Genomic DNA, 25,370 nt, shown 5'->3' on the forward strand with positions numbered 1-25,370 from the left:
ATAAATGTAATTTTGGGATTTGGAAAGTACAGCTATTTTATAAAAAGCGAAAAGTTCTATATTTTTTATATTCTTTTCCTTTTTTGTATAGAAATGACGGTCTGGTTGCTAAGCTCAGGTTTAGGATATACTGATCTTTTTTTTATGTACCCTATCTACATTGCCGGAGATTTTTTTCTGCTTACCAGTTTGTTTTGCGCTAAATTAAAACTAAATAAAATTTTTGTTGCTTTATCTGCTTTTTTAGCGGTGGTTTTTCTGATTGTTATATTTGGTTTCAAAATCAAATTTAATCATGATATCGCTAAAGTAATTTCTAATATTCTGATTATCTGTCTTGCAGCTACTTTTTTAATTGCACAAATCAGAAACGGAAAAAAAATGGAGCGGTTTTTCTTTGCAGATGTAGGCATATTTTTTTATTATTCTGTTTCTGTATTCAATTTTGTGATACAGCAACAGCTTCAAAATCTGTCGCAGGATGATTATTCCTTAATCGGTATTTTCAATACTTTTTTTGCAGCAGTTTTATATGGTTTAATCGGATATACATTTTTAAAATTAAAGAAATAACATTAAATATAAAGCTCTTCTTTTTAATAATTGTGATGATCGCAGTTATTCTCATCTTTATTTTGGTAGCCTATAAAACCTTTGTAGACCGTATCATTAAGGAAAAAGACGCTCAGAATCTTGCAGATATTCAGCATGAGAAAGACCTGGCTCTCGAAAATGTAAAAGCTCAGGAAGAAGAACGTAAAAGAATTGCTGTTGCTGTGCACGACGATCTTGGGAATCGCTTAAATATTCTTTCTCTTTGGTTGCAGAATATTGAAATTGAAGACGAAAAAGCATCTGAAGTCATCAATGGTCAGATTAAAGAACTGGTAGATTCGGCAAGAAAGATTTCGCATAATTTATACCCTGTCAATCTGGAAAAATTGGGTTTTATTCTTTATGTGGAAGAATTAATTGCTAATCTCTCCAAAAAAATAGAAATATCACTTTTTGAACTGAAACCTTATCAGCCTAAAAATATTTTTGTAGAAGTTCAGATCTATCGGATTATTCAGGAGTTTACCACGAATGTAATTAAACATTCTGAAGCTGAAGAAGTGAAAATTTTGTTGAGAGATTCAGAAAATATTCTTTTTGTAATTATTTCAGATAATGGAAAAGGTTTCGACTATGAATTGGTAAAAAAGGGAATGGGAATTAAAAATATCGAATCGAGATTACAGTCACTCAACGCTGTTTTTAAATGGAAAAGTGTTATCGGAAAAGGCACCAGACTAATCATAAAAATACCTTTGAAAAATGAATGACATTATAAAATTAGTTATGGTTGACGACGAGCAGCTGATTTTGGAAGGTGTAAAAATGCTGCTGTCAAGTGATAAGCAAATCAAAGTGAACTTTACGGCAAATGATGGCGAAAGTTTTCTGAAAATGCTTGAAGAATCTTCACCTGAAGATTTTCCGGATATTGTTTTGTCAGATATTCAAATGTTACCGATGGATGGTTTTCAACTGGTAGAAATTCTTAAAAATAAATATCCTGATTTAAAGATTATTATTCTTTCTTCACATTATAAAACTTCAGTTTTCGGGCACATGATCAAGCTCGGGGTTTCTGCTTTTCTTCCCAAAAATTCAGACAGAAAAACATTTCTTGAAGCCATCAAAAGTGTTCATACCAAAGGCGTTTATCTTTCTGAAGAAGATTTGAAAATGCTTGCAACGTTCAAAAATAATGTAGTTAAGCAAAAATCACTTTTCGCTATCGAAGACGAGCTTTCAGATCGCGAAAAAGACGTTGTACAGCTGATTTGTCAGGAATTTACCAACAAAGAAATCGCAGATAAATTATTCATCAGTCCCAGAACTGTAGAAAGTCACCGACAGCGGATTATCGAGAAGTTGGGTGTGAAAAACTCAATAGGCATCGTTATTTACGCTATTATTCATGATATTTTTACCGTAGATATCAGATTATGATTCCGTAGAAATGCGGAATTTTTTATTTGGTAATTTATACGCTATGAAAAGTTTTTTTTGTGGCGTTACTTTGTCTTGTTCAAAATACGAAGCTTCAAAAAAAAAATGAACAAGGGTGGATTCCGAAAAACCCCAAAGAGTAGGAAATTAATAACCAAAAATCATAAAATTATGTCTTATTCATTAGTTCAGATTGTAAATTCTACACCTTACATTGCCGAAGGAAAGGCAATTTATGTGAGCGCATTTTGCTCAGACGATCATTATACTGTAACGCCAAACACCACCTGGCAGGCAAAAAGCAGAGGAATCTGTTTGCTGAGAGAAATTTCAGCGGAACTTAAAACACCACAGGGAACTATTAAAGCTAAACCTTTTCATACCTCAATTGGAACTGCAGATAGCAGATTTGCTATCATCCAGACCGGGCCTACTTCTTTTGAAGTGACCAAAATTGTCAACCTTTCAGCAGAAGCTTTGCCGGAAGATTATGTAGAACCTGCGGAATTACAGAAATAGGTCTTGATTCTTAACTGATTTTATTATTGAGCTGCCTTTTTGGGCGGCTCTTTTATTTATATTTAAATCTTAAATTTTTCCGTACTTTTGCACCCGAAAAAGATTCATCTTTAATATTCACTTTATAATACTCATTTCAAATGCTTTCGGTTCAGGGTTTAGGATTACATCATTCAGGAAATTATTTGTTTCAAAACGTCAATTTTACCATCAAAAAAGATGATAAAATCGGTTTGGTCGGTAAAAACGGAGCCGGAAAATCCACACTTCTGAAAATGCTTTCCGGAGAAATTACTTTCTACGAAGGAAATGTAGTTCCCGAAGGAAATATTACCATTGGTTTTCTAAAACAGGATCTCGATTTTGTGAAAGGAAGAACGGTTTGGGCTGAAACAATGCAGGCTTTTGAGCAAATCAACGCCTGGAAAGAAGAACTGGAAGAAATAAATCATCAACTGACCGTAAGAACCGATTACGAAAGTGATTCTTACACAGATCTAATCAACAGAATGACCGATCTGAATGATCTTTTGATGCACCATGATGCCTATAATCTGGAAGGTGATATTGAAAAAGTATTGTTTGGTTTAGGTTTTAAAGCGGATGATTTCCAAAAAATTACAGACGAATTTTCGGGAGGATGGAGAATGAGAATCGAATTGGCAAAATTGCTTCTTCAAAAGAACGATTTGATGCTTCTCGATGAGCCTACCAACCACCTCGATATGGAATCTATCATCTGGTTGGAAAACTTTTTGAAAGATTATCCGGGAGGAATTCTTTTGGTAAGTCACGATAAGCAGTTTATGACAGCAGTTTGTAACAGAACTTTTGATGTCAACAACAGAAAAGTAGACGATTATAAAGCCAATTATTCCAAATATTTGGTGATGCGTGAAGACCGCCGTGAAAAACTGGTTCAGGCCAAGAAAAATCAGGATGCGGAAATCAAGCAGATGGAAGATAACATCAATAAATTCCGTGCAAGTGCTACCAAAGCATCTTTTGCCCAGTCTTTGATTAAAAAATTAGATAAAATCGAGCGTATTGAAATTGATAACGAAGACGTTTCAAAATTCAATATCCGTTTCGTACAGTCGCAGGTTCCCGGAAAAGTTATTTTTGAAGCTGAAAATCTTGGAAAATCTTACGGACAGAAACAGATTTTTGATGATGTGGATTTCATCGTTCAGAGAGGCGACAGGATTGCCCTCCTTGGACAAAACGGTCAGGGAAAAACCACTTTAGCTAAAATTCTTGCCGGAGATATTAAAGATTATTCCGGAGACTGGAACTTGGGTCACAATGTGAATATCGGATATTTCGCTCAAAATCAGGAAGAAGTTTTAACGCCAAATAAAACCGTTCAGGAGGAAGCTGAAGATTCTGCAACCGAAGAAACAAGACCGAGAGTAAGAGATTTATTAGGTTCGTTCCTTTTTCAGGGAGAAGCGGTAAATAAAAAAACAAAAGTACTTTCCGGAGGTGAAAGAAACCGTCTGGCACTTTGTAAATTGTTGTTACGTCCTTTCAACACATTGATTATGGATGAGCCAACCAATCACTTAGATATTCAGTCTAAGGAGATTATCAAACTGGCTTTGCAGAAATTTGAAGGTACTTTGATTGTAATTTCTCACGACAGAGAATTCTTACAGGGACTTTGCGATAAAATCTACGAATTCCGTGACGGTAAAATGAAAGAATTCTTAGGCGACATCAACGAATATCTTGAATTCAGACAGAAAGAATCCATCAGGGAAATTTCCGCGGAGAAAGCAAAACTTCATGGGGAAGAGGCTAAGGCTGAGGTTAAGGTCAAGTCTGAACCAAAGATTGAAGTTCAGTCTAATGTAATTGTAACTAAAGAACAGAAAAGTATTCAGAATAAACTCAAAAAAGTAGAAGAGAAAATTTCTGAGCTGGAAACAGCAATTGAAAACTACGAAGCTTCTTTCACAAAAGACAATCCATCAGAAGAAACTTTGGAAAAATACAACAAAACCAAAGAAGAACTTGATCTTGCTTTGCAGGAATGGGAGCATTTGGGAACGCAGCTGGATTAATTTAAGAAAAATAATAATAAAAGATGGGCTTCGGTTCATCTTTTTTTGTGAAATATAGATTGCTCCAGAGGAGCAAAAACCTTTGTGTAAGGAAGAGTGAGGAAATTACAGCTCCGTAGGAGCGACACCTTTGATTTACAAATATCAACTAATTACAAAAAAGTGAAATTTGCTCAAATTTAATCTTCCCGCAACATCCCAAACCTCATTTAACATAATATTGTAATTTAATTCTAAAATATTATCCTTATTTTTGTGCGATGATTTTTAAGGAAAGCAGACAACTCAAGAGCTTTATCTCCAAACTGATGTTTGGGATATACTTTTTTGCGCTGTTTTCTTCAAGCTTTCACAGTCATGAGTCTTCAGATGTTTTTGCAGGTTTCAACTTCAAAAAATCAGAAAATTCCATTTCCAAAACAGAAGCCAAAGAAAAAGCCGGCGACTGTCTCGCGTGTCACTTTTTAGCCACGGGAAATACCGTTTTACCGCAGGAATTTAGTTTCACTTTGATCAAACATACGCATGAAGCAGAGCAGATTTTAGCAGTACAGGAAAAAATATGGTCACAAACTAAATTTACCTTTCAACTTCGGGGACCTCCCGCAATTTCATAATTCTATTTTTCTCAATATTCATAAGAGTTTTGAGGAATCTTTCCTGAATTAATTAAATCCATTTTTTTGTAACACAAAAGTTTCGAAATCGTAGAACTGTAATGTCAAAATTGCAAATCACATTTTAGAAATTCCTACGTCAGCATTTAGCAAAAGCAGCATAAAAAAGAAGCGAAGCTTAGAAATTTTGGTAGAAAAGAGTTCGCGTTCCTCATCAATAAGGTACGAAGCTCCGAAATGTCGGTGTAATAATGATGATTGGGGCAGCTATTTCCGCCTTCCACTCCCGCTTTTTTGTTATTGCGAACAACGTGGTAAAATTGTTGAGCTGTTGTAAAATCGCAATAACAAAAAGAGCTCCGTTCAAGTCGGGCTGCATGCAATTCGCTGTTACAAAACATGTTTTAATTTAATTCAAATTTCAATTAAGTACACTGTACTTTTTACATTTTACAAAAAATAATGAAAAACATTATAAATCTAATGCTGGTCTTTTTTGGACTGGCATTGGTATCTGCGCAGAAATATACAGTGCAGGGAACTGTTCAGGATTTTCACGACAAAACCATGCTCGATAATGCCGTGGTGGAAATCGGAGAATTTAAAACAAAAACCGATAATAACGGTCAGTTTTCCTTTCCGAATATTCCTGCCGGAAATTATAAGCTCGTAGCCAGACATCCACTCTGCGATGATTATACTGAAAATGTGGGAGTCGACAGAGATTTGCATCTGGCAATAACATTAGAGCATCACGTGGGAGAAATCCAGACTGTAACTATCCACGGAAGCCACAAAACAAAAGGTTCTGTCATCATGACGACTTTGGATAAGTCTGAAATCGAAAGAAATTCCACAGAAAATCTGGGAAATCTTTTATCCAGAATTTCCGGAGTTTCCTCACTAAAAACGGGAAATAATATCACAAAACCCGTTATCCGCGGACTTTACGGAAGCCGGATTTCCATCATCAACAACGGTGTGAAAATGGCCGAGCAGGAGTGGGGAGTAGAGCATGCTCCAAACATTGATGTGAACGATTTTGAACACATTGATGTCATCAAAGGTGCATCCGCCTTGAAGTATGGAAATGAAGGCGTAGGCGGTGTTGTCGTTTTGGAACCTTCAGTTTTACCTAAAAAAGATACCATCATGGGAAGCCTGAGACTTTCAGGAATTTCCAATGGTAAAGGAGGTGAGATTGGTGCCAATGTCGCAAAAGCATGGAAGAACCAATGGTTTGTAAAAACGGGCGGTTCATACAGAAAAACGGGCGATCTGTACATGCCGCACTATACTTTGCAGAACACCGGACAGGAATTTAATTCATTCAATTTTTCATTCGGGAAGCACAGTTTTCTGCAGGGATTTGATGTGTCGTACAGCGGAATCAATCAGGAATTCGGGATTTACACGGGTGCGCATTTGGCGAGCCCCGAAGATTTTTACAATGCAGTGAATTTCGGGCAGTCTTATTATTTAGATAACTTTACTTATGATATTGACAATCCGAAGCAGGAAGTGGCGCATCACATTGCCAAACTTTCTGCTTACAGAAGATTTGCTGATTTTGGGAAGCTGACTTTCCAGTACAGTTTTCAGCTGAACAGAAGAAAAGAGTATGACATCAGAAGAGGCGAACTGAGCAATCTTCCAGCTATGGATTTAAGATTAATCACGCATTCTGCAAGTCTGGTTCATCTTCTGGAAAGAGCAAACTGGAGTCTGGAAAGCGGTATTTCAGGAACTTTTCAGGATAATTATCCGAATCCGGCAACCAAAGCGAGGCGTCTGATTCCTGATTATTATCGATATGATGCCGGTGCTTTCTCGGTTTTTAAATACAGATTTAATTCAAAATTAAATGCCGAAGCGGCCGTGAGATACGATTTCAGCAGATATGATGCCTATAAATATTATGATTCAGACAAATGGGAAGCCAATTATGCAGACACTTTCCCTCAGTTTGAAGTGAGCGAATCAGGAAGCAGAACTTTGACGAGACCGATTCTCGATTATCATAATTTCTCGGCAAATCTTGGTTTAAATTATAAGCCGCTTGAAAATTTAGAATTAAAACTAAATCTTTCAAGAGCAGAAAGAACGCCCAATCCGGCAGAGCTTTTCTCAGATGGACTGCATCATTCGGCGGCTGTGATGGAAGAAGGAAATCTAAATATTCAGAAAGAAACGGTTTACAATGTCAATCTTTCTGTTGCTGCACAGTTTAATGTTCTGAAAGGTCTTCACATCGAAGCAAGTCCGTATCTGATGGTATCTGATAATTTTGTAAACCAAATCCCGACAGGTATTTTGAATACCAACAGAGGTGTATTTCCTGTCTGGTCTTATCAGCAGATCAAAGCGAGGATTTTCGGAGTTGATGCTGATGCGGAATTGGCAATTACGGATCAGCTGAAATGGAAATCAGGATTCAGCATTCTGAGAGGTGACGATCTTTCAAATAATGAACCTCTGATTTTGATGACGCCTGCGAAACTGAGAAATTCAATTCAAATCAATTTAAACCAACCTAAAAATTTCTATGTCAGTCTGGAAAACGAAAATACGGCTAAGCAAAACCGTTTCCCGATCAGAAATCTTCCGGTATCGTTTATAAAAGATGGTGTGGAAAGAAATGAAATTGTAGATTTCAGCTCTACGCCGGCGGCTTTCAGCCTTTTCCATGCTTCGGTGGGAGCAGACGTGGTTAAAAATCTGAATTTAAACTTCAGAATCAACAATATCTTCAACACAGATTACCGCGAATATCTCAACCGCCTCAGATATTATATGTTTGAATCGGGAAGGAATTTCGTGGTTACTCTGAAATACAGTTTCTAATTATCTGAGATTATTAAAAAGGATTCGTATCAAATTTTCAAATCATTTTTCTTGACCCCGACCCCTTAAGGGAGGAAAAATGCCTTGAAAATTTCATCAAAATTACTCCCTTTAGGGACGGGGAAATTAATTTTGATGAAATTCAGACAAGCTAGTGAAATTTAGATGAGCTTGTCGAAGCGTTACTTACAATTAATTAAAATTTAAACAAATTATTAAAACTTAAAATTAAATTTAAAATGAAAAAAATATTCAACATTACACTGGTTTTATTCGCAGCATTATTCATCTTCTCTTGTAGAAACGACGACGACGCTGTTCCTGAAGATGTTCACGAGCACGACGAGATCGGAAAAGTGGTTTTAAAACTGACCAATAAAGCTGATGCTGCTGATGTACAAACCGTCAATGTAATTTCAGGTGTTGCTGATGCACATTTACATTTGCATGCAGGAGATACTTATCTTGCTGAACTGGATTTCCAGATCAAACATGACGATCATTACCATTCTTCCGAAGAAATTGTGGAAGAAAAAGACCATCACTTCATCACTTTCGCTCCGGCAAATGCTGACATCGTGGTGATGAGAGCTTCAAATGATGTCGTAAGAACAGACGGACAAAAATTAGGTTTGAAATCTGAATGGAAAATCAATTCTACACAGACAACAGGGAAAATGAACATCAAATTGATTCATGGGCCAACAGCGGTAAACCAGAATTATCCTTCAGCTACCAACCAGTTGGGTCAAACTCAGGGAGGAGAAAGCGATGTGGATATCACGGTTGATGCACACTAAAATCTAATTCACATCTATTTTAATATCACAAAAAGACATTATTTCGGTAATGTCTTTTTTATTTTAACGTATTATAACAAAACGAATCGCTTGTTTTAATAAAAAATTCATATTTTTGCAACCTAAAATTTTAATCGATAATGAACGTTACAGCTCAAAATCATGATGATGTAAGTGCATTGCTTACTGTTACATTAGAAAAATCTGACTACAAAGATAAAGTAGAAAAGCAGTTGATGAACTATGCTAAAAATGCACAGGTTCCTGGATTCAGAAAAGGGAAAGTGCCTTTGAGCATGGTGAAAAGACAATATGAAGCAGGAATTGCTTTTGACGAAATCAACAAGCAGGTTTCTGATGCTCTTAATAACTACGTAAACGAAAACAAACTGAGATTGGTAGGTCAGCCAGTTCCTCAGCCGGTAAACGAATTCAACCACAATGCAGAGAAAATCGAGGTGGCTTTTGAAGTTGGTTTCGAGCCTGAATTCTCTATCGATCTTGCTAAATATGAAGCACCTCACTACAAAGTGGAAGCTTCAGATAAAGAAATCAGCAAGAGTATCGAAAATATGCAGAAGCGTTTCGCAGAGCAGGAGCCTCAGGAAAAAATCACTAAAGATTCTTACGTAGCTTTGGAGATTTCTCAGGTAGTGGAAGAAGGTGCGGAAGGTGAGCACAACCACGCTCCGAAAAATGCAGTAATCAATGCTGAAAACAAAGAAGCTTTCAAACTGATCAAGTCTTTGAAAATGGACGAGTCTGTGAAAGTATCTAAAGAAACTTTAGCTGAAAACGAAGAGCTTGCAAAAGAATTAGGTTTCTCAAAAGAAGAAGCTGAGCACTTGCACCACGCAGAAGTTGAGGTAAAGGTAAAAGATTTCTACAGCTTGAAATTGGCTGAATTAAACCAGGAGCTTTTTGATAAAGTTTATGGTGCAGATACTATTAAATCTGAAGAAGAGCTTAAAGATAAAGTAAAAACTGAATTAGACGAATATTTCCAGCAGAATGCAGACGTACACTTCGTAAACAAAGTGTTGGAGCAGGTTACAGAAAAAGAAGAAGTGAAACTTCCTGAAGCTTTCTTAACTAAATGGTTGGTATACTCAAACCAGAACATCCAGTCTGAAGAGCAGGCAAAAGAAATTCTTGAAGCAGAAAAAAGTCAGTTAAAATACCAGATCATCGAAGGTAAATTAATGTCTGAAAATGAAGTTCAGATTGATTATACAGATGTTTTAGGTCAGGCTGAGCAGTTGGTAAGAAACCAGTTGGCAATCTACGGAATCCACCACTTAGGTGACGAGGAGATCCAGAAATATGCTGCTGAAATGTTGAAAGATCAAGAGCAGGTAAGACAGTTATCTTCTGAAGTTGCTATGGCTAAGTTGAAAGACGTTATCCTTGAAAAAGCTACCAAAAAAGAAACTGCCATCTCTCACGACGAGTTTTTGGAAGAATTGAAGAAGTAATTTTCTCTCTCTAAATATATCAAAACCCACCGCTTTGGTGGGTTTTGTTGTTTGTGTTCGTCATCCTTTTTTCACAAAAGTTGAACCGAAGAACTACTGTTGAACTTTGCAGTTTCGCCCCACTATCGCAAAGCCCTTGTTAGCGGCAGTTATAATTTGGTGTTATAAGTTATTATTATCAATATTCAATTTCCATTTCATAATTTTCATATTGCCAAGTTCCTTTAAGTAATTCTGATAATGCATTAAAAATTCTAATTAATTCTGTTGTGGGAAATGGTCTACGATATAGTAATTTAAAATCTCCGTCTTTTGTTGGTATTGATTGCAATTCTTCTACTGAAATAAAATCCCCTTTAATTCTTATTGCGGATTTTACATTTTCCAAAATTTGAATCATTGTTTGTTCATCTTTTAAATTTAGAAGTATGAATCCCAAAAAAAAGTAAACCATCCCGCAAATACTCCATTTATCACTTCCTCATTATACTTTAGGAGTGAATTCTTTTCGGAAAAAGTATATTTATCATCTTTTAACTCTTCATTTATGTAAAACAATGCCAGTTGAATAAATAAATCTGATGTTACAAATCCTTTATCTTTATAATCAATATCTGCCCTACTCATATTTTATTTTGATGTCAAATGATTAAATTTCGTCAATAATGTAGTAACATAATTGCAGCTAACATTCATCTTCACGCATTTCGTCAATCCGAACTATATTTTCAATAAAAATACTCAAATAAACAGATACAGGAAATTTAAATTTACACCAGGAACAGAAAACCTATCCCGCCAAGTATCCCAAAACCAATCTACAAATCCAAAACTTCGATAGTACAAATTTAATATCTTTGCTTAGTCCATACAGTCGCAGTTCAAATCCGCGTTGTAGGGTTTTGCTGTTTTTTAGTAAACCACAATGTTACGCTTAATTTTCATCCACTTTTACCAGCTCACTGAGTACAGGAATCTCGTTCTGCAGATAATCTGATTCTTTTGCTGCAATGCTATACAAAATTTTCTCCTTTATATATTTGTAATCCAACGTCAGTGCCAAAAACTGACGGGTAAATCTGATTTCTTTATCGATGTCTCCAATCTTATCTCTTGCAATTTTAAGATAAAAGAAATTCAGCGTTTCAATCTTTTTTTCAGGCTCGTAATAATCATTCTTTCTTTCTCTAAAGCTAAATACAATTAAGGGAAACTGAGCCCCAACGATATAATGATTTCTTCCGGAAAATTCAATTTCATTGGCGGTGATGTTTCGTTTAAGGATTATTTTTTCAAAATAATTGCCACCGTTCCTGAAATGTAAAACTTCAATTTTGTCTACAGGGATGTCTTTTTCAAACTTTACTTTAAATTTAAAATCTGCACTTCCGGAAGCCTGAGCATGCAGGAAGACAGAGAATAAAAGAGTAACAAGCAACAGATAGTTTTTTGATTTCAGCATCTTATTTCAATTTAATTTACGATAATCAAATATAGAAATAAGATTAGCTGAAAAAATGAAGAATGGGTGCAATAAGGATTTGACTTGCTGAATAATTGTCTGATGGGCTATAAACCGTTTCTTTTCGGTAATTCAAATTTCCTATCTTTACTGCTCAAAATTTTATTTAAAATGAAAAAAATAATTCTTCCATTTATATTGATTCTCACACTTTCTGAGCCATTTTCAGCACAGACGATGACTTCTACATCAGGAGAATCATCTGCAAGTTCTCAAATGACCGCTAAAAAGGTTATAGATAATTATCTTACAGCATTGGGTGGCAGAGCTAAACTTGAATCTGTGAAGACCATCATTATTGAGAATACCATGTCTGCACCAAATGCGGAGGTAAAGATGACCACAAAGAAAATGGGAAATAAATTCAACTCAGTTCAGGATATCATGGGAACTAAGGTGAGTCAGGTTTTTGATGGTAAAAAAGGAATTTTGGAACAGAAAGGAATGAAAACGGAAATTCCAGCCATGACGATATCCGATCTTAAAACTAAAAGAATGCTGGATGCTCTGAATTATGAAGCGTCTACCTTTACAGGAGTTACATCAGAACAGGTAGATGGTAAAAACTACCATGTTCTTACTTCACCGAAAGGCAGATATTTCTTTGATGCCGCCACCGGTCTTCTTTATAAATCCGAAATCAACGGAGGCAGTAATTCTACAGTTAAAAGTTACATGACTTTTGAGGGAATCAAATTTCCGGAATTAGTGGAAGCGGAAAGTAAAGGACAAACAATTTCTATCAAAACCACAAAAATTACTCTGAATTCAGGTGTTTCTGATGCCGATTTTAAAATTGAATGATCGTATTTATAAGGCTTAAACTTTCATTTAAATCATTATAAATTATAATACTGAACCGGAAGTTGTTTCCGGTTTTTTATTTAACTATATTTTAACTCATACCAGATTCTAATTTTCTTTTACGCGTGAATAATTTTTTTAATTTTATCGCGTTAAACAAAACGAGAATTAAAAATCAAAACATGAGAAAAATTTTATCGTCCGTAGCGGCAGTTGTTCTAATGTCGTCTATGTCTTTTGCACAGAATATCCCGATGGATCCTTCTGTGAAAACGGGTACTCTTCCGAACGGAATGAAGTATTACATCAAAAAAAACACTTTACCGGAGAAAAAAGTAGACTTCAGACTGGCAATCAATGCCGGATCTATTCTTGAAGACGAAAACCAAAGAGGTCTTGCTCACTTTATGGAGCACATGAACTTCAACGGAACCAAAAATTTTCCGGATAACAAACTGGTAGATTTTCTACAGTCAATCGGTGTAAAATTCGGACAGCACTTGAATGCTTACACAAGTTTCGACGAAACGGTTTACATGCTTCCGGTACCATTAGACAAGCCGGGAAATCTTGATTCAGGTTTAAAAGTAATGGAAGACTGGGCTTTCAACGCAACCCTTACCGATGAGCAGATCAATAAAGAAAGAGGCGTTGTTTTGGAAGAATTAAGATTGGGTTTAGGGGCAGACAAAAGAATGTCTGACAAATACCTTCCTAAGATGTTGTACAAGTCTCAGTACGCCAACAGACTTCCAATCGGGACAAAAGATGTTCTTCAGAACTTCAAGCCGGATGTAATCAGACAGTTCCACAAAGACTGGTACAGACCAGATCTGATGGCGATTGTAGTGGTAGGAGACATCAATGTAGATGAGGTTGAAAAGAAAGTGAAGGAGAATTTCGGTAAATACAAAAATCCTTCTAAACCAAGAGAAAGAAAAGTTTTTGATCTTCCAAGTCACAAAGAAACTTTAGTTGCTATTGAAACTGACCCTGATGCAACCAACTCTATGGTTCAGTTTATGATGAAAGATTCTGGTTCTTATCAGCCGGATGTTACTGTAGAGCAGTATAACCAGAGTCTTGTTGAGAATTTAGCAACTACAATGCTCAACAACAGATTGAGAGAATTAATCAATTCAAATAATCCTCCTTTCACATTCGGATCTGTTTATCATGGCGGAACTTATGCAAGAACCAAAGAAGCTTTACAAGGTTTTGCGATGGTAAAAGAAGGTACACAGGTGAGTGCTTTGAAAGTTCTTCTGGAAGAAACAGAAAGAGCAAAAAGATTTGGGTTTACTCAGGGAGAATTAGACAGAGCAAAAGCTCAGATCATGTCTAATATGGAAAGGTCTTACAACAACCGTGACAAAACCGAAAGTGATGTTTTGGTAGACGAATACGTAAGAAACTTCCTTGAGCAGGAACCAATGCCTGGAATTGCCTGGGAATATGAAGATACCAAGAAGTTTTTACCGGGCGTTACTTTGGCTCAGACCAATGATGTAATGAAGCAAATGGTAAAAGATGACAGCCGTGTGATTGTAGTGACGGGCCCCAAAAAGGATAACGTAGTAATGCCGACAGAAGCTGCTGTTTTAAAGGCTTTTGACGATGTGAAAATGGCTGATCTGAAACCTTATGAAGAGAAAGCAGCGATTAAAAATTTAGTTAAACCTTTCAAATCTGAAGGTAAAATTGCTAAAACTGAAACCGATGCAAAATTAGGAACTACTACATGGACATTGAGTAACGGAGCAAAAGTAACTTTCAAGAAAACTGACTTTAAAGACGACGAAATCGTATTCTCTGCAAGAAGTTTAGGAGGAAGTTCTTTATTGAGTGATGCAGATTATAATAAGACTCAGTTTGCTTATTCAGCGTTATCTGAAGCGGGTGTAAACGGTCTTTCCAAAGCTGATCTTACCAATTATCTTGCAGGAAAACAGGCAAGTGTTAACACATTTGTTGGGCCATTGTTCGAGGGAGTTAGTGGTAGAACAAACCAAAAAGATTTAGGCTCAGCGATGGAGTTGTTGTATGCTTATTTTACAGGTTTAAATTACAGTCCTGAGGCATTCAATGCTTATAAAGTAAAGCAATCTGCGATGCTGGATAATATGATGTCTAATCCGCAATTCTATTTCTCAAGTGAGCATGCGAAGTTTATGAATCAGAAAAACCCAAGATTTATCGGAATTATCCCGATGGAAAAAGACTGGGCAGCTACTGACTACAAAAGAGCGTATGATGTTTACAAAGAAAAATTTGCCAATGCAGGGAATTTCCATTTCTATTTTGTAGGAAATATTGATGAGGCTAAATTTAAAAATGAAGTATTGCAGTACATCGCAAGTTTACCTTCAACTGGAAAAACCGGAAACTTCAAAGATACAGGCTACAGACAAATGGTAGGAGATTATTCTAAAACCTACAAAAAAGGAAAAGATCCTAAGAGTATGGTGACAATTTCTTACGCTGGTGAAGCGCCTTACAATGAAAAGGAAGCTATAGCTTTGGAAGCTTTAGGTGAAGTAGCAACCATAAAAGTTGTAGAAAAACTAAGAGAAGATGAAGGTGGAATCTACGGTGGAGGCGCAAGAGGTGGAATGAATAAGATACCATTCAACAGTTATTCTTTCAGTGTAAGTTTCCCTTGTGGTCCTGAAAATGCAGACAAGCTTACTAAAATCGCTATTGCAGAACTTCAGAAACTGATCGATAAAGGACCTGAACAAAAGGATCTTGATAAGTACAAAGAAGGAGAGTACAACGATGACAAAACCAATATGCGTGATAATATGTATTGGATGAATAATCTGACTAAGAATCAACTAGACGGAACCGACAAATACGAAATTCTGAACTACACGGAAAAAGTAAAAGCTCTTACTGTGAAAGACCTTCAGGATGTTGCTAAAAAATACCTGACCAAAAACAGAATTGTAGCAACCCTGATGCCTGAAGATGGATGGCAAAATGCGCCAAAAGCAGACGCGCCAGCAGCTGTAAAGGCAACGGTAGCAAAATAATTTTTGTCCGATTATAAATGAAAAAACCACCGCAGAAATTTTCTGCGGTGGTTTTGTTTTATAAATATTCTGAGAGGCTCAAGGTGGGCTAAAAATAGTTGGTGAAATTGTTCCAAAAGCTTATTGATAAGGGTTTAACCGGTAACCTAACAAAGATCACTTATTCCTTTCTAAACCTTCAAAGTTTCAAAAACCTTGAAGGTTTCTATATTCCGAAATCACATTTTACCTACCATACTACTAAATCACTCAAACTCTCCAACCCTAAAACTCTCCCACACAATCACCCTCCATACTCCTTCTTCCACTCCTCGGCAACATCGCTCAAGGTCGTGTAAAAATCTTCTCCATACTTTCTCGTCAACGGAGTTTTCAGGAATTTATAAACAGGAACCTGAAGTTCTTTTCCTAAAGTACAGGCGTCACTGCAAACGTTCCATTCATGGTAATTTAAGGCTGAAAAAGTAGAATATTCCGTAATTCTGATAGGGTAGAGGTGACATGAAATAGGTTTTTGCCAGTCAACGGCACCATCTTCATACGCTTTTTCAATTCCGCATTTTGTGATGCCCCTTTCGTCGAAAGTTACGTAGGCACATTCGCGGTTTTCGACCATTGGGGTAACATACATTCCATCCATAGGATCGGTTGTCCAGGTGCCTTGTTCGTCGAGAGCTTTTACGCCTTCAGCAGTAAGGTAGGGTTTCACTTTATCGTAAATGCGGTCTAAGATTTCCAGCTCATCTTTGTCTAAAGGAGCTCCCACATCGCCTTCCACACAGCATGCACCTTTGCATTTGCTCAGGTTACAAACGAATTCTTCAGAAAAAATATCTTCAGAGATCAGTTTATCATCTATTTGAATCATAATCTTTTATTAAGTAAATGTGAAAAAATCAAAGCTTCTTTTCAACTGCAAAAGTATCAAAAGAAACGTTTGAAAGAAAGAGGACAGACTAGTTTAGAACCAGTCTTTGTTATATTGAAATTACGTTATGAATCAATTTTAAATTTAAATTAAATCAAACTGTAGCAAAACTCTGTAAGAAACGAGACTGACGATAATAATCCACAAACTCACTTCCTTCATCCAGTATTTAGGCATAAATCTCAGCATCCTGCTCAGAATAATCGTTACCGGAAATGCAAGCAGCAAAAGGTATTCATAATTCTTATTCATATATAAAATTACAGTAACGAGCTGTGCCAATGAAAATACAAGCAAAAAGGTATATTTATAACGGCTTATCGGACTTTTCTGATTATAATATTTAAAATGGTCATAAACTGCATAGATCAGCATTAAAGCAATGGGAATTAACGGAATAAATACAGTGAAATCTTTAATGATCCATAATTTACCAAAAGGAAAATAAATTTCATTCCATTCTCTGAGATTTAAGAAATAAGCAACCGAAAAATAACTTAAAGAAATGAGTAAAACACCGAGTAGAAATCTGAATATATTTAAACCAATACGTTCAGAAGTCGCAATCACATGGATCAGAACAAAAACAGCCATTGGCCACGTCGTTGGAAGAAAAATAAAGTTCAGTGAAATAATAGCTCCTACCAAAACATAAGATTTTTTTCGAAGGTCTTCGTTGGTACTTGTCAATAAAAGCAGAAGAAAAGAATTGGTAAGCAAAGCCACTGCAACACCGAGATCTACATGACCGGGATAAAGCCCGAAAATAAAAAAAGTGTAGAGAAGAAGTGGTAAATGGGTATGATAATTAAGTGCAATGCTGTTAAAACAAAAATAAGCAAGGGCAATACCCAAAAATGTGACAGCCGTAGTGATAGCGCCTAATGTGCTGAAATCAAGAATATTAAATATGATTACGATTAAAAGAAGAAAACCAATGTAAACAGGAATTGAAAAAATATTGCTTTCTTTTGAAAGTAATCTAAACATTTTTTATAAATTTGTGCAAAGTTAATTTAAAAAAGGAAAATAATGACGTCTTTCTTTCTATTCTTAAGTAAAGTTTTCAGAAGCACATTCGGTTTTTACGATACATTCGGAAACGTTTTAAACTGGGTTCTATTCTTCGTTTGCTGTGTGCTTTTCACATATTGGTGCTACGTTTTGGTAGTAACTTTGGGCGGCGATAAAGACAAAGAATATTATTCTCCTACAGAAGGCAAGCATCCTTACTACGATCCAACGATCTACAAAAAAGAAGGTTAATTAATTGGTTATATAGAAAAAGACCGGTCAAATATTTTTTGATCGGTCTTTTTACGTTTATACTTTTATTCATGTATTGGCAATACCAAAACAGGAATTTTAGAATCTTTAGTAATTCCTTTCGTTAGACTCCCTACAAAAACATCATAAATTCCGCTTCTGCCGTGGGAGCCCATTACGATGTAGTCGGCATTTTTGGTGTCCGCATATTCCAGAATAATATCTTTGGCAACACCTTGTTTCAGAAGATGCTCACATTCTACATCCTGAGAAAGAATTCTCTGGTTTATTTTGTTCAGAAGTACCAGTTCTTCTCTTATTTCGTTTTCCTCGACCTCCGGAAAATATTGGTAACCCATGTCGCCGATTGCAAAACCAATTTCCATTGGGGCAACGTGAATCAGATTGATTTTTGCATTTAGCTGTTTAGCAAATTTTATTGCTCCTTCTATCAAATATTCTGTCTTATCTCCGAAATCTACGGGCAATACAATATTGATCATAACTTTAATTTTTTAGGTTTTGGTTATTTTAAAGATACAAAAAATAATGCCGAAAACGAAATTTTAAAGAATTCTGAGGTCTAAAACTTTCTCATCTTCCAGATAAGCTTCCAAAATATCGTTCTCAGAAACTTTGCCCACACCTGCCGGAGTTCCCGTGAAAATAAGGTCTCCAACTCTCAGCGTGAAGTATTGGGAAACAAAAGCAATAATATCGTCAACCGTAAAAATCATGTCTTTTGAATTTCCATCCTGAACTTTCTCTTTGTTCTTTAAAAGTGAAAAATTCAAAGATTCGAGATTGTAATTTTCCTTTTTAAAGAAATTTCCGACAACTGCCGAACCGTCGAAACCTTTTGCCAGTTCCCACGGAAGACCTTTAGATTTTAGATCACTTTGCAAATCCCTAGCAGTAAAATCAATTCCCAAAGCGATTTCCTCATAATGCTTGTTTGCAGCTTCTTTCTGAATGTATTTTCCGCCTTTTGAGATTTTTACTACCACTTCAAGTTCGTAATGTACATCATTGGAAAACTCGGGAATATAAAAATCATTTCCTTTTAAAACCGCAGTATCTGGTTTCATAAAAATTACAGGTTTGTCTGGGACAGCATTTCCCAATTCTTTAGCGTGCTCGCTGTAATTTCTTCCTATGCAGATTATTTTCATATTATTTTTTTGTCATTGCGAGGAACGAAGCAATCTCACTTCACCTCAATTATTACTCATTACGAATTACTCATTGCCCATATTTTTGGGAGCTTTTTCCCGCTTTCCGCTGTATCTTTTTTGCTTCAGAAAATTTTTCACCAAAACGGAATTTCATTAAAAGCTAAAAAGGATGCCGCTGCAATCGGGGCTAGTTACGATGAGGCTTCTTTTCAATAATTGTTTTTTAGTTGTAATTCAGATTCTTTGGAAACCCTGCCAGCGTTTCAAACGCTGGCAGGGTTTAGGGTTGAATTTTAACTTATAGAATCACTATCATTTAGCTTAAAAATATTCTCAATCATTTAAACACCCAGCTTCCATCATCCCGATTCCATCTTCTCACTGCTTAAACTTATTCCCACAATGATAACAAACATAGTTTTCACTCGATAAAACTGAAATTCCAAAAAAACTCGTCGAGCTGTCGTCTTTGTAAATGTGATTTGAGCCACATTTCGGACAGACAAAATCAAAATCTGGATTCTCAATGGTATGTTCTACTTCGAGTGCAAATTCATCGTTTTCCTTGTAATCTTTCAAAACCTGTCCGGCTTTTTCAAGATCTTCTTCAAAAACCTGCAGCTGAATTCCGCCAACAGCCTGCGACAGCAACCAATCCGACTGAATCAGCTGTTCGTTGGCAATAAAACTGTTGATACCGCTTTCTGCAAGAATCTGCTTGTCGCGGTTAGCTTCCAAAGCAGTTTCGTAGAATTTGAATTTAACTAAATCACTCATTCTTTCTTAATTTTTTGTTTCATACAGAATATACAGATTTCTGTGCCACGAATGTTTTGTGTCACACAGATTGCACAGATTTTGTTGCCACGAATGCACGAATAAATTTATATGCACGTATTAAATTAAAATTCGTGCATTCGTGGCTATTTACTTTTAAAGCAGGTGTCCAAAGTTTTCGAGATCGTCAAAAGAAAATCTCTGATTTTCAATCTTATGTGCTCTAATTCTTCACAAAGATTTTAATCTAAAACTAATGTGACTGATGTGTCAAAATGTTTTCAAACCTCATTTGAATTTTAAAGCAGGAAAATAAAAACTTTAAAACTTTTGTGACTTTTGTGGTTAAATCAAACCTTCCCTGTCAACTGAATTTTAGTAAAAATCTTCTTCGTATACAAAGGGAAATCGGCATTCTGCAGCCATCCGTAATATCCCAGATCTTTATTAAATACATCTTTCACCGCCTGACCTTTGTATTTTCCAAAATTGAAAACAGGAATATCTTTATCATTGATTCCGATAAAACCGGCGAGGTCAGCATTTTTATTGTGAAAAGTAAACTCGCTTAAAGCATTGATTTCGTTTGGTATATCTTCGTATTTTCCAACCTGAGCATCCAGAACTTCAAATGTTGCCATCACATCCGCTTCAGCTGAATGGGCATTTTCCAGAACTTTCCCACAGTAAAACTGATAGGCTGCACCTAGATTTCGGGGCTCTTTTTTGTGGTAAATGGTTTGTGCATCCACCAATTTGAATTTGCTTAAATCAAAATCATAATCTGCACGAAGTAGTTCTTCAGCCAATAAAGGAACATCGAAACGGTTGGAATTAAATCCGCCCAAATCAGCACCGGTAATCATTTCAACCACTTTTGAGGCAATTTCTCTGAAAGTCGGAGCGTCTTTGATGTCTTCATCATAAATTCCGTGTACAGCACTCGATTCTGCAGGGATCGGCATTTCAGGATTGACTTTCCATGTTTTGCTCTCTCTTGAAGAATCAGGATTTACTTTCAGGATGCAGATTTCAACAATGCGGTCTTTTCCAACATTGGTTCCGGTAGTTTCAAGGTCGAAAACGCAGAGTGGTTTATCTAATTTTAGGTTCATTATGTTAATTTGAAAATTTGAGAATGGGTTAATTTGAAAATGGATTTGATGCTATTTTAATTGCTTTTGAAATACTAAAGAAATAAAAATATAATAAAGAATTACCAATGGAATTCCGACAAATTGAAAGATAACTAAAATTAAAATTGCACCGATTAATAATGCGAGTTTTGGATAATTATCCTTTAGTTTCATCGATTTGAATTTCATAGCAATCATTTTTATTGGAGAAATTAATAGCCAGGAAGATAAAACTGTAATTAAAATAAATGCTGTTTCAAAAAGTGCAGAATCGAAAACTCTTGGTGATGCATGTTCTTTTAAAACGTAATAAATTCCAAAAATCAAAATCGTATTGCTCGGCGTATTCAAACCTTTAAAATAATATTTCTGGTCTTCATCCAGATTGAAAATTGCCAGTCTTAAACACGAAAAAAGCGTAATCAGAAATCCAAAATATTTAATGGCAAAAGGCAATTGCATTCCAAAAGCTTCATTGCCGAAAGGCTCCAGTATTTTATACATCGCCAGTCCTGGAATTAAACCGAAGCTTACCATATCCGCCAAAGAATCGAGCTGCGTTCCGAGATTGGAATTTGCTTTCAAAGCTCTTGCCACAAAACCATCGAAAAAGTCTAAAACGAGGGATAAAATAATGCAGATTGCGGTTGTCTGGTAATCGCCCAAAATCAAATGCACAGCACCCACACAGCCCGAAAAAAGGTTTCCCAGCGTGATGGCGTTGGCCAGATTGTTTTTAATGAAATTCATGTCAGCAAAATTACATTTTTTAACGATTTCAGACTTCATTAATGTAAACTAAAAATGACAATAGTGTGAATTTAATGTAAATTTACGCCCGTAAAATATTTGACTCTTAAAAACAGTTTTATTTAAAGATGAAATTTTTCAAAGAATTCAGAAGGGATGAGGTTCTTGTGCTCTGCTACAGAATTTTTTTGGCCTTTGTTTTTTATCAGATCGCAAGGCTTCTGTTTTGGTTTTTCAATAAAGATTTAATCAAAGTAGACAGCGTTTCAGACTACCTGAGTCTTGCTTTCCATGGGATTGCATTTGACCTCACAGCGATTCTGTATGTGAATATGCTTTTTATTTTTTTAAGTTTGATTCCAATTGTTGTCAATACGAAAAGCGGTTATCAGAAATTTCTCTTCTGGTTGTATTTTATCACCAACGGCATTGCTTATGTGATGAATTTCGGTGATTTTATTTACTATAAATTTTCGCAGACAAGGTTGACGGTTGCTGCTTTCCAGGTGGCTCAGCATGAAACCAATATTCTCAAAGTTTTTACCACTTCCAGCAAAGAACATCCTTTTGTGATTATTTGGTTTGTGATTTTAATGATTCTGTGGGTTTTTCTCTACAAAAGATTTAAAGTTAATTACAGAAAACCTGTCAAACTTGTTCCTTATTTTTTATGGTCAGTTTTGATTTTATGTTTCTCTACAGTGCTAATTATTGGCGGAATCAGAGGCGATTTTAAACACAGTACACGACCGATCAATCTCGTTGATGCCAACAAATTTGTCAAAACTCCGATTCAGGGAAATTTGGTCTTGAATTCTACTTTTTCATTTTTCAGAACTCTGGGAAGCAATAATTTTAAAGAAGTTCATTTCGTGGATGAGAAATTTATTAACGAAAATATTTTTCCATACAAGACTTATGAAAGACAGGTTCAGAATAAACCTAATATCGTTATTTTTATTGTAGAATCTTTCGGAAGGGAATATTCCGGAGCTTTTAATAAAGATAAAAATATTAAAGATTTCGTTTCGTACACGCCGTTTATCGACAGTCTGGCAAATGAAAGCCTGATTTTTCCGAATACTTTTGCCAACGGACGGCAGTCTATTCACGGGATGAGCAGTATTCTGGCAGGAATTCCGAGTCTGACGGATGCTTTTACGAGTTCGCCGTATTCAAATCAAAAAATACAGTCCATTGTTTCGGTCTGCAATGATTTGGGTTACGAAACTTCCTTTTATCACGGTGCTCCGAATGGTTCGATGGGATTTTTAGGATTTGGAAATATTTTAGGATTTAAAAATTATTACGGACTGAACGAATACAATAACCAGCAGGATTTCGACGGAATGTGGGCGATCTGGGATGAACCGTTTTTACAGTATTTTGCTAGAAATGTAGGTAAAAAACAACCTTTTATGTCAACAGTTTTTACAGCTTCTTCACACCATCCTTTTAAAATTCCGGAAAAGTATCAGGGAAAATTTAAAAAAGGGAAAATTGAAATGCATGAGCCAATGCAGTACACCGATTATGCCATTAAAAAGTATTTTGAAACTGCCAGAAAACAACCTTGGTTTAACAATACAATCTTCGTGTTTACGGGCGATCACACCAATCAGATTGCTTATCCTGAATATGAAAAAGCGATGAATCGTTTTGCTGTTCCGTTGCTGTTTTATTCTCCAAATCCGGCTTATCAGCTGAAAGGTGTGAATAACGAACTGGCTCAACAGATTGATATTTATCCAACTTTAGCAGATTTAATTGGTTATAATAAGAAAATCAGAAGCTGGGGAAGAAGTCTGTTGAGCGAAAAGCAATATCAACCTTTGATTGTGAATTCAGACGGAAGTTCGGAGCAGTTTATTTACGGAAACTTTATGTACAGATTTGATGGCAAAAATATTACGGGTGTTTATTTTAAAGATGATCTGGGTTTCGATAACAATCAAATTGATAAACTGAAAACTCCCGAGGTTGAAAAAGGAAAACTCATCGCAAAAGCCTGGTATCAGGATTATATGGATAGGGTAATTCACCGTAAACTCAATTGATTTCTAAGGGGTGTTTAAAAATGAAAATTCTGTAAAGTATTACTATTTATGCTTTGGATAGCAAAAAAGTTGGTGTGTTTAAAATTAATTTATACTTTTAACTAATTAAGAATTTTGAAATCTTATCAATTAGAATTAAACTTTATAATATGAAAAAATTATTTTTAACACTGGCGTTTTCTCTTATCGGAGTAATGTCTTTTGCACAGATCGAAGGAAAGTGGAAAACCATTGATGACGAAACCGGAAAGCCAAAATCTATCGTAGAAATTTTCAAGAAAAATGACGGTAAATATTACGGGAAAATTGTTCAGCTTCTCATTAAACCTGAAAATAACAACTGCGTAAAATGTAAAGACGACCGTAAGAATAAGCCATTGTTAGGCTTAGAAATCATCAGAGGACTGTCAAAAGACGATGATGAATTTGTAGGCGGAACGATCACCAATCCAAAAGATGGTAAAAGCTACAAAACCGAAATCGAAAAAGATGGTAATACTTTGAAAGTAAAAGCTTTAATTATGGGTATTGCTGTGAAAACGCAGACTTGGCATAAAGTAAACTAATCAGTTTCAATAAAACAAAAAGGAGGTCAAAAAATGACCTCCTTTTATTATGCTCAAAAATAGTGATTAAGCTAAAATTCTTTTCACTGCTTCAATCACAGCAGCAGAATCGATTTTATATTTTTTCATCAATTCAGCTGGTGTAGCAGATTCTCCGAAAGTATCGTTTACCGCAACGAATTCCTGTCTTGTAGGTCTTTTTCTAGCCAACATTCCGGCTACAGATTCACCTAAACCACCAAGGTAATTATGCTCTTCGGCAGTTACAATCTTACCTGTTTTCTCAACAGATTTTAAGATAATTTCTTCGTCCAATGGTTTGATTGTGTGGATGTTGATTACCTCGCAAGAAATTCCCTCTTTTTCCAGCTCTTCAGCGGCAAGTAGAGATTCCCAAACCAAGTGACCTGTTGCAACAATCGTTACATCAGTTCCTTCCTGCAGAAGAATTCCTTTTCCGATTTCAAAAGGCATATCTTCAGGAATAAAAACAGGAACTACCGGTCTTCCGAATCTTAAATAAACCGGACCTTCAAAATCAGCAATTGCTAAAGTTGCCGCTTTCGTTTGGTTGTAGTCACAAGTGTTGATTACGGTCATTCCAGGAAGCATTTTCATCATTCCGATGTCTTCCAAAACCTGGTGCGTTGCTCCGTCTTCCCCTAAAGTAAGACCTGCGTGAGAAGCACAGATTTTAACGTTTTTATTTGAATAAGCGATCGACTGACGAATCTGGTCGTACACTCTTGAAGTAGAAAAGTTGGCAAAAGTTCCGGTAAAAGGAATTTTTCCGGTGATGCTCAAACCGGCAGCAAGGCCCATCATGTTTGCTTCAGCGATACCCACCTGATAAAATCTTTCCGGTGCTTTTTCGATGAATTTTTCCATTTTCAACGAACCGATAAGGTCTGCGCAAAGGGCAACAACATTCGGGTTTTTATCAGCCAATTCAGCCAATCCTGCTCCGAATCCTGAACGTGTATCTTTTTTTTCTGTATATGTATATTTCATGTGAAGTTTAAATTTATGATTGAT

25 protein-coding genes are annotated in these 25,370 nt (G+C 36.0%); 14 read left to right on the forward strand and 11 right to left on the reverse strand.

The window, feature by feature from the left end; all coding sequences use genetic code 11:
- The first annotated feature begins 144 nt into the window (after positions 1-144).
- From AC2A1G_RS05380 to AC2A1G_RS05420, 9 genes are all read left to right on the forward strand, one after another.
- A complete protein-coding gene (locus AC2A1G_RS05380; protein WP_484045907.1) occupies positions 145-573 on the forward strand; it encodes a hypothetical protein in 429 nt (142 codons plus the stop codon).
- A gap of 35 nt (positions 574-608) precedes the next feature.
- The gene (locus tag AC2A1G_RS05385) at positions 609-1,325 is read left to right on the forward strand and encodes a sensor histidine kinase (RefSeq protein ID WP_484045908.1); all 717 of its coding nucleotides are present in this window, start codon (positions 609-611) and stop codon (positions 1,323-1,325) included.
- Positions 1,318-1,998 carry a response regulator transcription factor gene (locus AC2A1G_RS05390; protein ID WP_484045909.1) on the forward strand — a complete coding sequence of 227 codons (681 nt, stop codon included), beginning with the start codon at positions 1,318-1,320 and terminating at the stop codon, positions 1,996-1,998. The genes AC2A1G_RS05385 and AC2A1G_RS05390 overlap by 8 nt, the downstream gene beginning before the upstream one ends.
- A gap of 171 nt (positions 1,999-2,169) precedes the next feature.
- Positions 2,170-2,517: a hypothetical protein gene (locus AC2A1G_RS05395; protein WP_484045910.1), complete on the forward strand. Its 348-nt coding sequence runs from the start codon at positions 2,170-2,172 to the stop codon at positions 2,515-2,517.
- 140 nt (positions 2,518-2,657) lie between these two features.
- Positions 2,658-4,583 (forward strand): ABC-F family ATP-binding cassette domain-containing protein, encoded by a 1,926-nt coding sequence (locus AC2A1G_RS05400; RefSeq protein WP_484045911.1) that lies wholly within the window; start codon positions 2,658-2,660, stop codon positions 4,581-4,583.
- Between the two features lie 308 nt (positions 4,584-4,891).
- Positions 4,892-5,200 carry a hypothetical protein gene (locus tag AC2A1G_RS05405; RefSeq protein WP_484045912.1) on the forward strand — a complete coding sequence of 103 codons (309 nt, stop codon included), beginning with the start codon at positions 4,892-4,894 and terminating at the stop codon, positions 5,198-5,200.
- Between the two features lie 462 nt (positions 5,201-5,662).
- Complete coding sequence (locus AC2A1G_RS05410; protein WP_484045913.1) at positions 5,663-8,044, forward strand: TonB-dependent receptor; 2,382 nt, start codon at positions 5,663-5,665, stop codon at positions 8,042-8,044.
- Positions 8,045-8,283: 239 nt separating this feature from the next.
- A complete protein-coding gene (locus AC2A1G_RS05415; protein ID WP_484045914.1) occupies positions 8,284-8,844 on the forward strand; it encodes a hypothetical protein in 561 nt (186 codons plus the stop codon).
- A 140-nt stretch (positions 8,845-8,984) separates the two neighbouring features.
- On the forward strand, positions 8,985-10,319 hold the full coding sequence (locus AC2A1G_RS05420) for a trigger factor (RefSeq protein WP_484045915.1): 1,335 nt from the start codon (positions 8,985-8,987) through the stop codon (positions 10,317-10,319).
- Between the two features lie 178 nt (positions 10,320-10,497).
- Here AC2A1G_RS05420 and AC2A1G_RS05425 read toward each other — a convergent pair whose 3' ends face one another.
- The 3 genes from AC2A1G_RS05425 to AC2A1G_RS05435 all read right to left on the reverse strand — a co-directional run bounded on the left by AC2A1G_RS05425 (position 10,498) and on the right by AC2A1G_RS05435 (position 11,781).
- Positions 10,498-10,719 (reverse strand): hypothetical protein, encoded by a 222-nt coding sequence (locus tag AC2A1G_RS05425; RefSeq protein WP_484045916.1) that lies wholly within the window; start codon positions 10,717-10,719, stop codon positions 10,498-10,500.
- Positions 10,720-10,739: 20 nt separating this feature from the next.
- A complete protein-coding gene (locus tag AC2A1G_RS05430; protein ID WP_484045917.1) occupies positions 10,740-10,946 on the reverse strand; it encodes a hypothetical protein in 207 nt (68 codons plus the stop codon).
- Positions 10,947-11,253: 307 nt separating this feature from the next.
- A complete protein-coding gene (locus AC2A1G_RS05435) occupies positions 11,254-11,781 on the reverse strand; it encodes a hypothetical protein (protein WP_484045918.1) in 528 nt (175 codons plus the stop codon).
- 171 nt (positions 11,782-11,952) lie between these two features.
- Between AC2A1G_RS05435 and AC2A1G_RS05440 the strand changes: the two genes are divergently transcribed.
- Together AC2A1G_RS05440 and AC2A1G_RS05445 are read left to right on the forward strand one after the other, a co-directional pair.
- Positions 11,953-12,645: a hypothetical protein gene (locus AC2A1G_RS05440; RefSeq protein ID WP_484045919.1), complete on the forward strand. Its 693-nt coding sequence runs from the start codon at positions 11,953-11,955 to the stop codon at positions 12,643-12,645.
- Positions 12,646-12,827: 182 nt separating this feature from the next.
- The gene (locus tag AC2A1G_RS05445) at positions 12,828-15,680 is read left to right on the forward strand and encodes a M16 family metallopeptidase (protein ID WP_484045920.1); all 2,853 of its coding nucleotides are present in this window, start codon (positions 12,828-12,830) and stop codon (positions 15,678-15,680) included.
- A gap of 283 nt (positions 15,681-15,963) precedes the next feature.
- Here the strand turns inward: AC2A1G_RS05445 and AC2A1G_RS05450 are convergent, their stop codons facing one another.
- Complete coding sequence (locus AC2A1G_RS05450; protein ID WP_484045921.1) at positions 15,964-16,548, reverse strand: DUF3109 family protein; 585 nt, start codon at positions 16,546-16,548, stop codon at positions 15,964-15,966.
- A gap of 144 nt (positions 16,549-16,692) precedes the next feature.
- Positions 16,693-17,598, reverse strand: a complete 906-nt coding sequence (locus tag AC2A1G_RS05455; RefSeq protein ID WP_484045922.1) for a DUF6427 family protein — start codon at positions 17,596-17,598, stop codon at positions 16,693-16,695.
- A 42-nt stretch (positions 17,599-17,640) separates the two neighbouring features.
- On the opposite strand from AC2A1G_RS05455, the gene AC2A1G_RS05460 reads away from it, so the two are divergent.
- A complete protein-coding gene (locus AC2A1G_RS05460; protein ID WP_484045923.1) occupies positions 17,641-17,874 on the forward strand; it encodes a DUF6341 family protein in 234 nt (77 codons plus the stop codon).
- Between the two features lie 65 nt (positions 17,875-17,939).
- On the opposite strand, the gene AC2A1G_RS05465 is transcribed toward AC2A1G_RS05460, so the two are convergent.
- From AC2A1G_RS05465 to AC2A1G_RS05485, 5 genes are all read right to left on the reverse strand, one after another.
- Positions 17,940-18,377 carry a universal stress protein gene (locus AC2A1G_RS05465; protein WP_484045924.1) on the reverse strand — a complete coding sequence of 146 codons (438 nt, stop codon included), beginning with the start codon at positions 18,375-18,377 and terminating at the stop codon, positions 17,940-17,942.
- Between the two features lie 63 nt (positions 18,378-18,440).
- The gene (locus AC2A1G_RS05470; RefSeq protein ID WP_484045925.1) at positions 18,441-19,046 is read right to left on the reverse strand and encodes a fumarylacetoacetate hydrolase family protein; all 606 of its coding nucleotides are present in this window, start codon (positions 19,044-19,046) and stop codon (positions 18,441-18,443) included.
- A gap of 381 nt (positions 19,047-19,427) precedes the next feature.
- Entirely contained in the window at positions 19,428-19,826 is a 399-nt protein-coding gene (locus tag AC2A1G_RS05475; RefSeq protein WP_484045926.1) for a putative signal transducing protein, read from the reverse strand.
- Positions 19,827-20,176: 350 nt separating this feature from the next.
- On the reverse strand, positions 20,177-20,941 hold the full coding sequence (locus tag AC2A1G_RS05480; RefSeq protein ID WP_484045927.1) for an exonuclease domain-containing protein: 765 nt from the start codon (positions 20,939-20,941) through the stop codon (positions 20,177-20,179).
- Between the two features lie 51 nt (positions 20,942-20,992).
- On the reverse strand, positions 20,993-21,712 hold the full coding sequence (locus AC2A1G_RS05485) for a CDP-alcohol phosphatidyltransferase family protein (protein WP_484045928.1): 720 nt from the start codon (positions 21,710-21,712) through the stop codon (positions 20,993-20,995).
- Between the two features lie 128 nt (positions 21,713-21,840).
- Between AC2A1G_RS05485 and AC2A1G_RS05490 the strand changes: the two genes are divergently transcribed.
- Positions 21,841-23,769, forward strand: coding sequence for an LTA synthase family protein (locus AC2A1G_RS05490; RefSeq protein ID WP_484045929.1), 1,929 nt, complete (start codon positions 21,841-21,843; stop codon positions 23,767-23,769).
- Positions 23,770-23,918: 149 nt separating this feature from the next.
- Entirely contained in the window at positions 23,919-24,335 is a 417-nt protein-coding gene (locus tag AC2A1G_RS05495) for a DUF2147 domain-containing protein (protein WP_262148899.1), read from the forward strand.
- Positions 24,336-24,401: 66 nt separating this feature from the next.
- On the opposite strand, the gene AC2A1G_RS05500 is transcribed toward AC2A1G_RS05495, so the two are convergent.
- A complete protein-coding gene (locus tag AC2A1G_RS05500) occupies positions 24,402-25,346 on the reverse strand; it encodes a transketolase family protein (protein WP_262148897.1) in 945 nt (314 codons plus the stop codon).
- Between the last annotated feature and the right edge of the window lie 24 nt (positions 25,347-25,370).

It is taken from the genome of Chryseobacterium sp. HNCC26DJ240, from assembly GCF_057180485.1.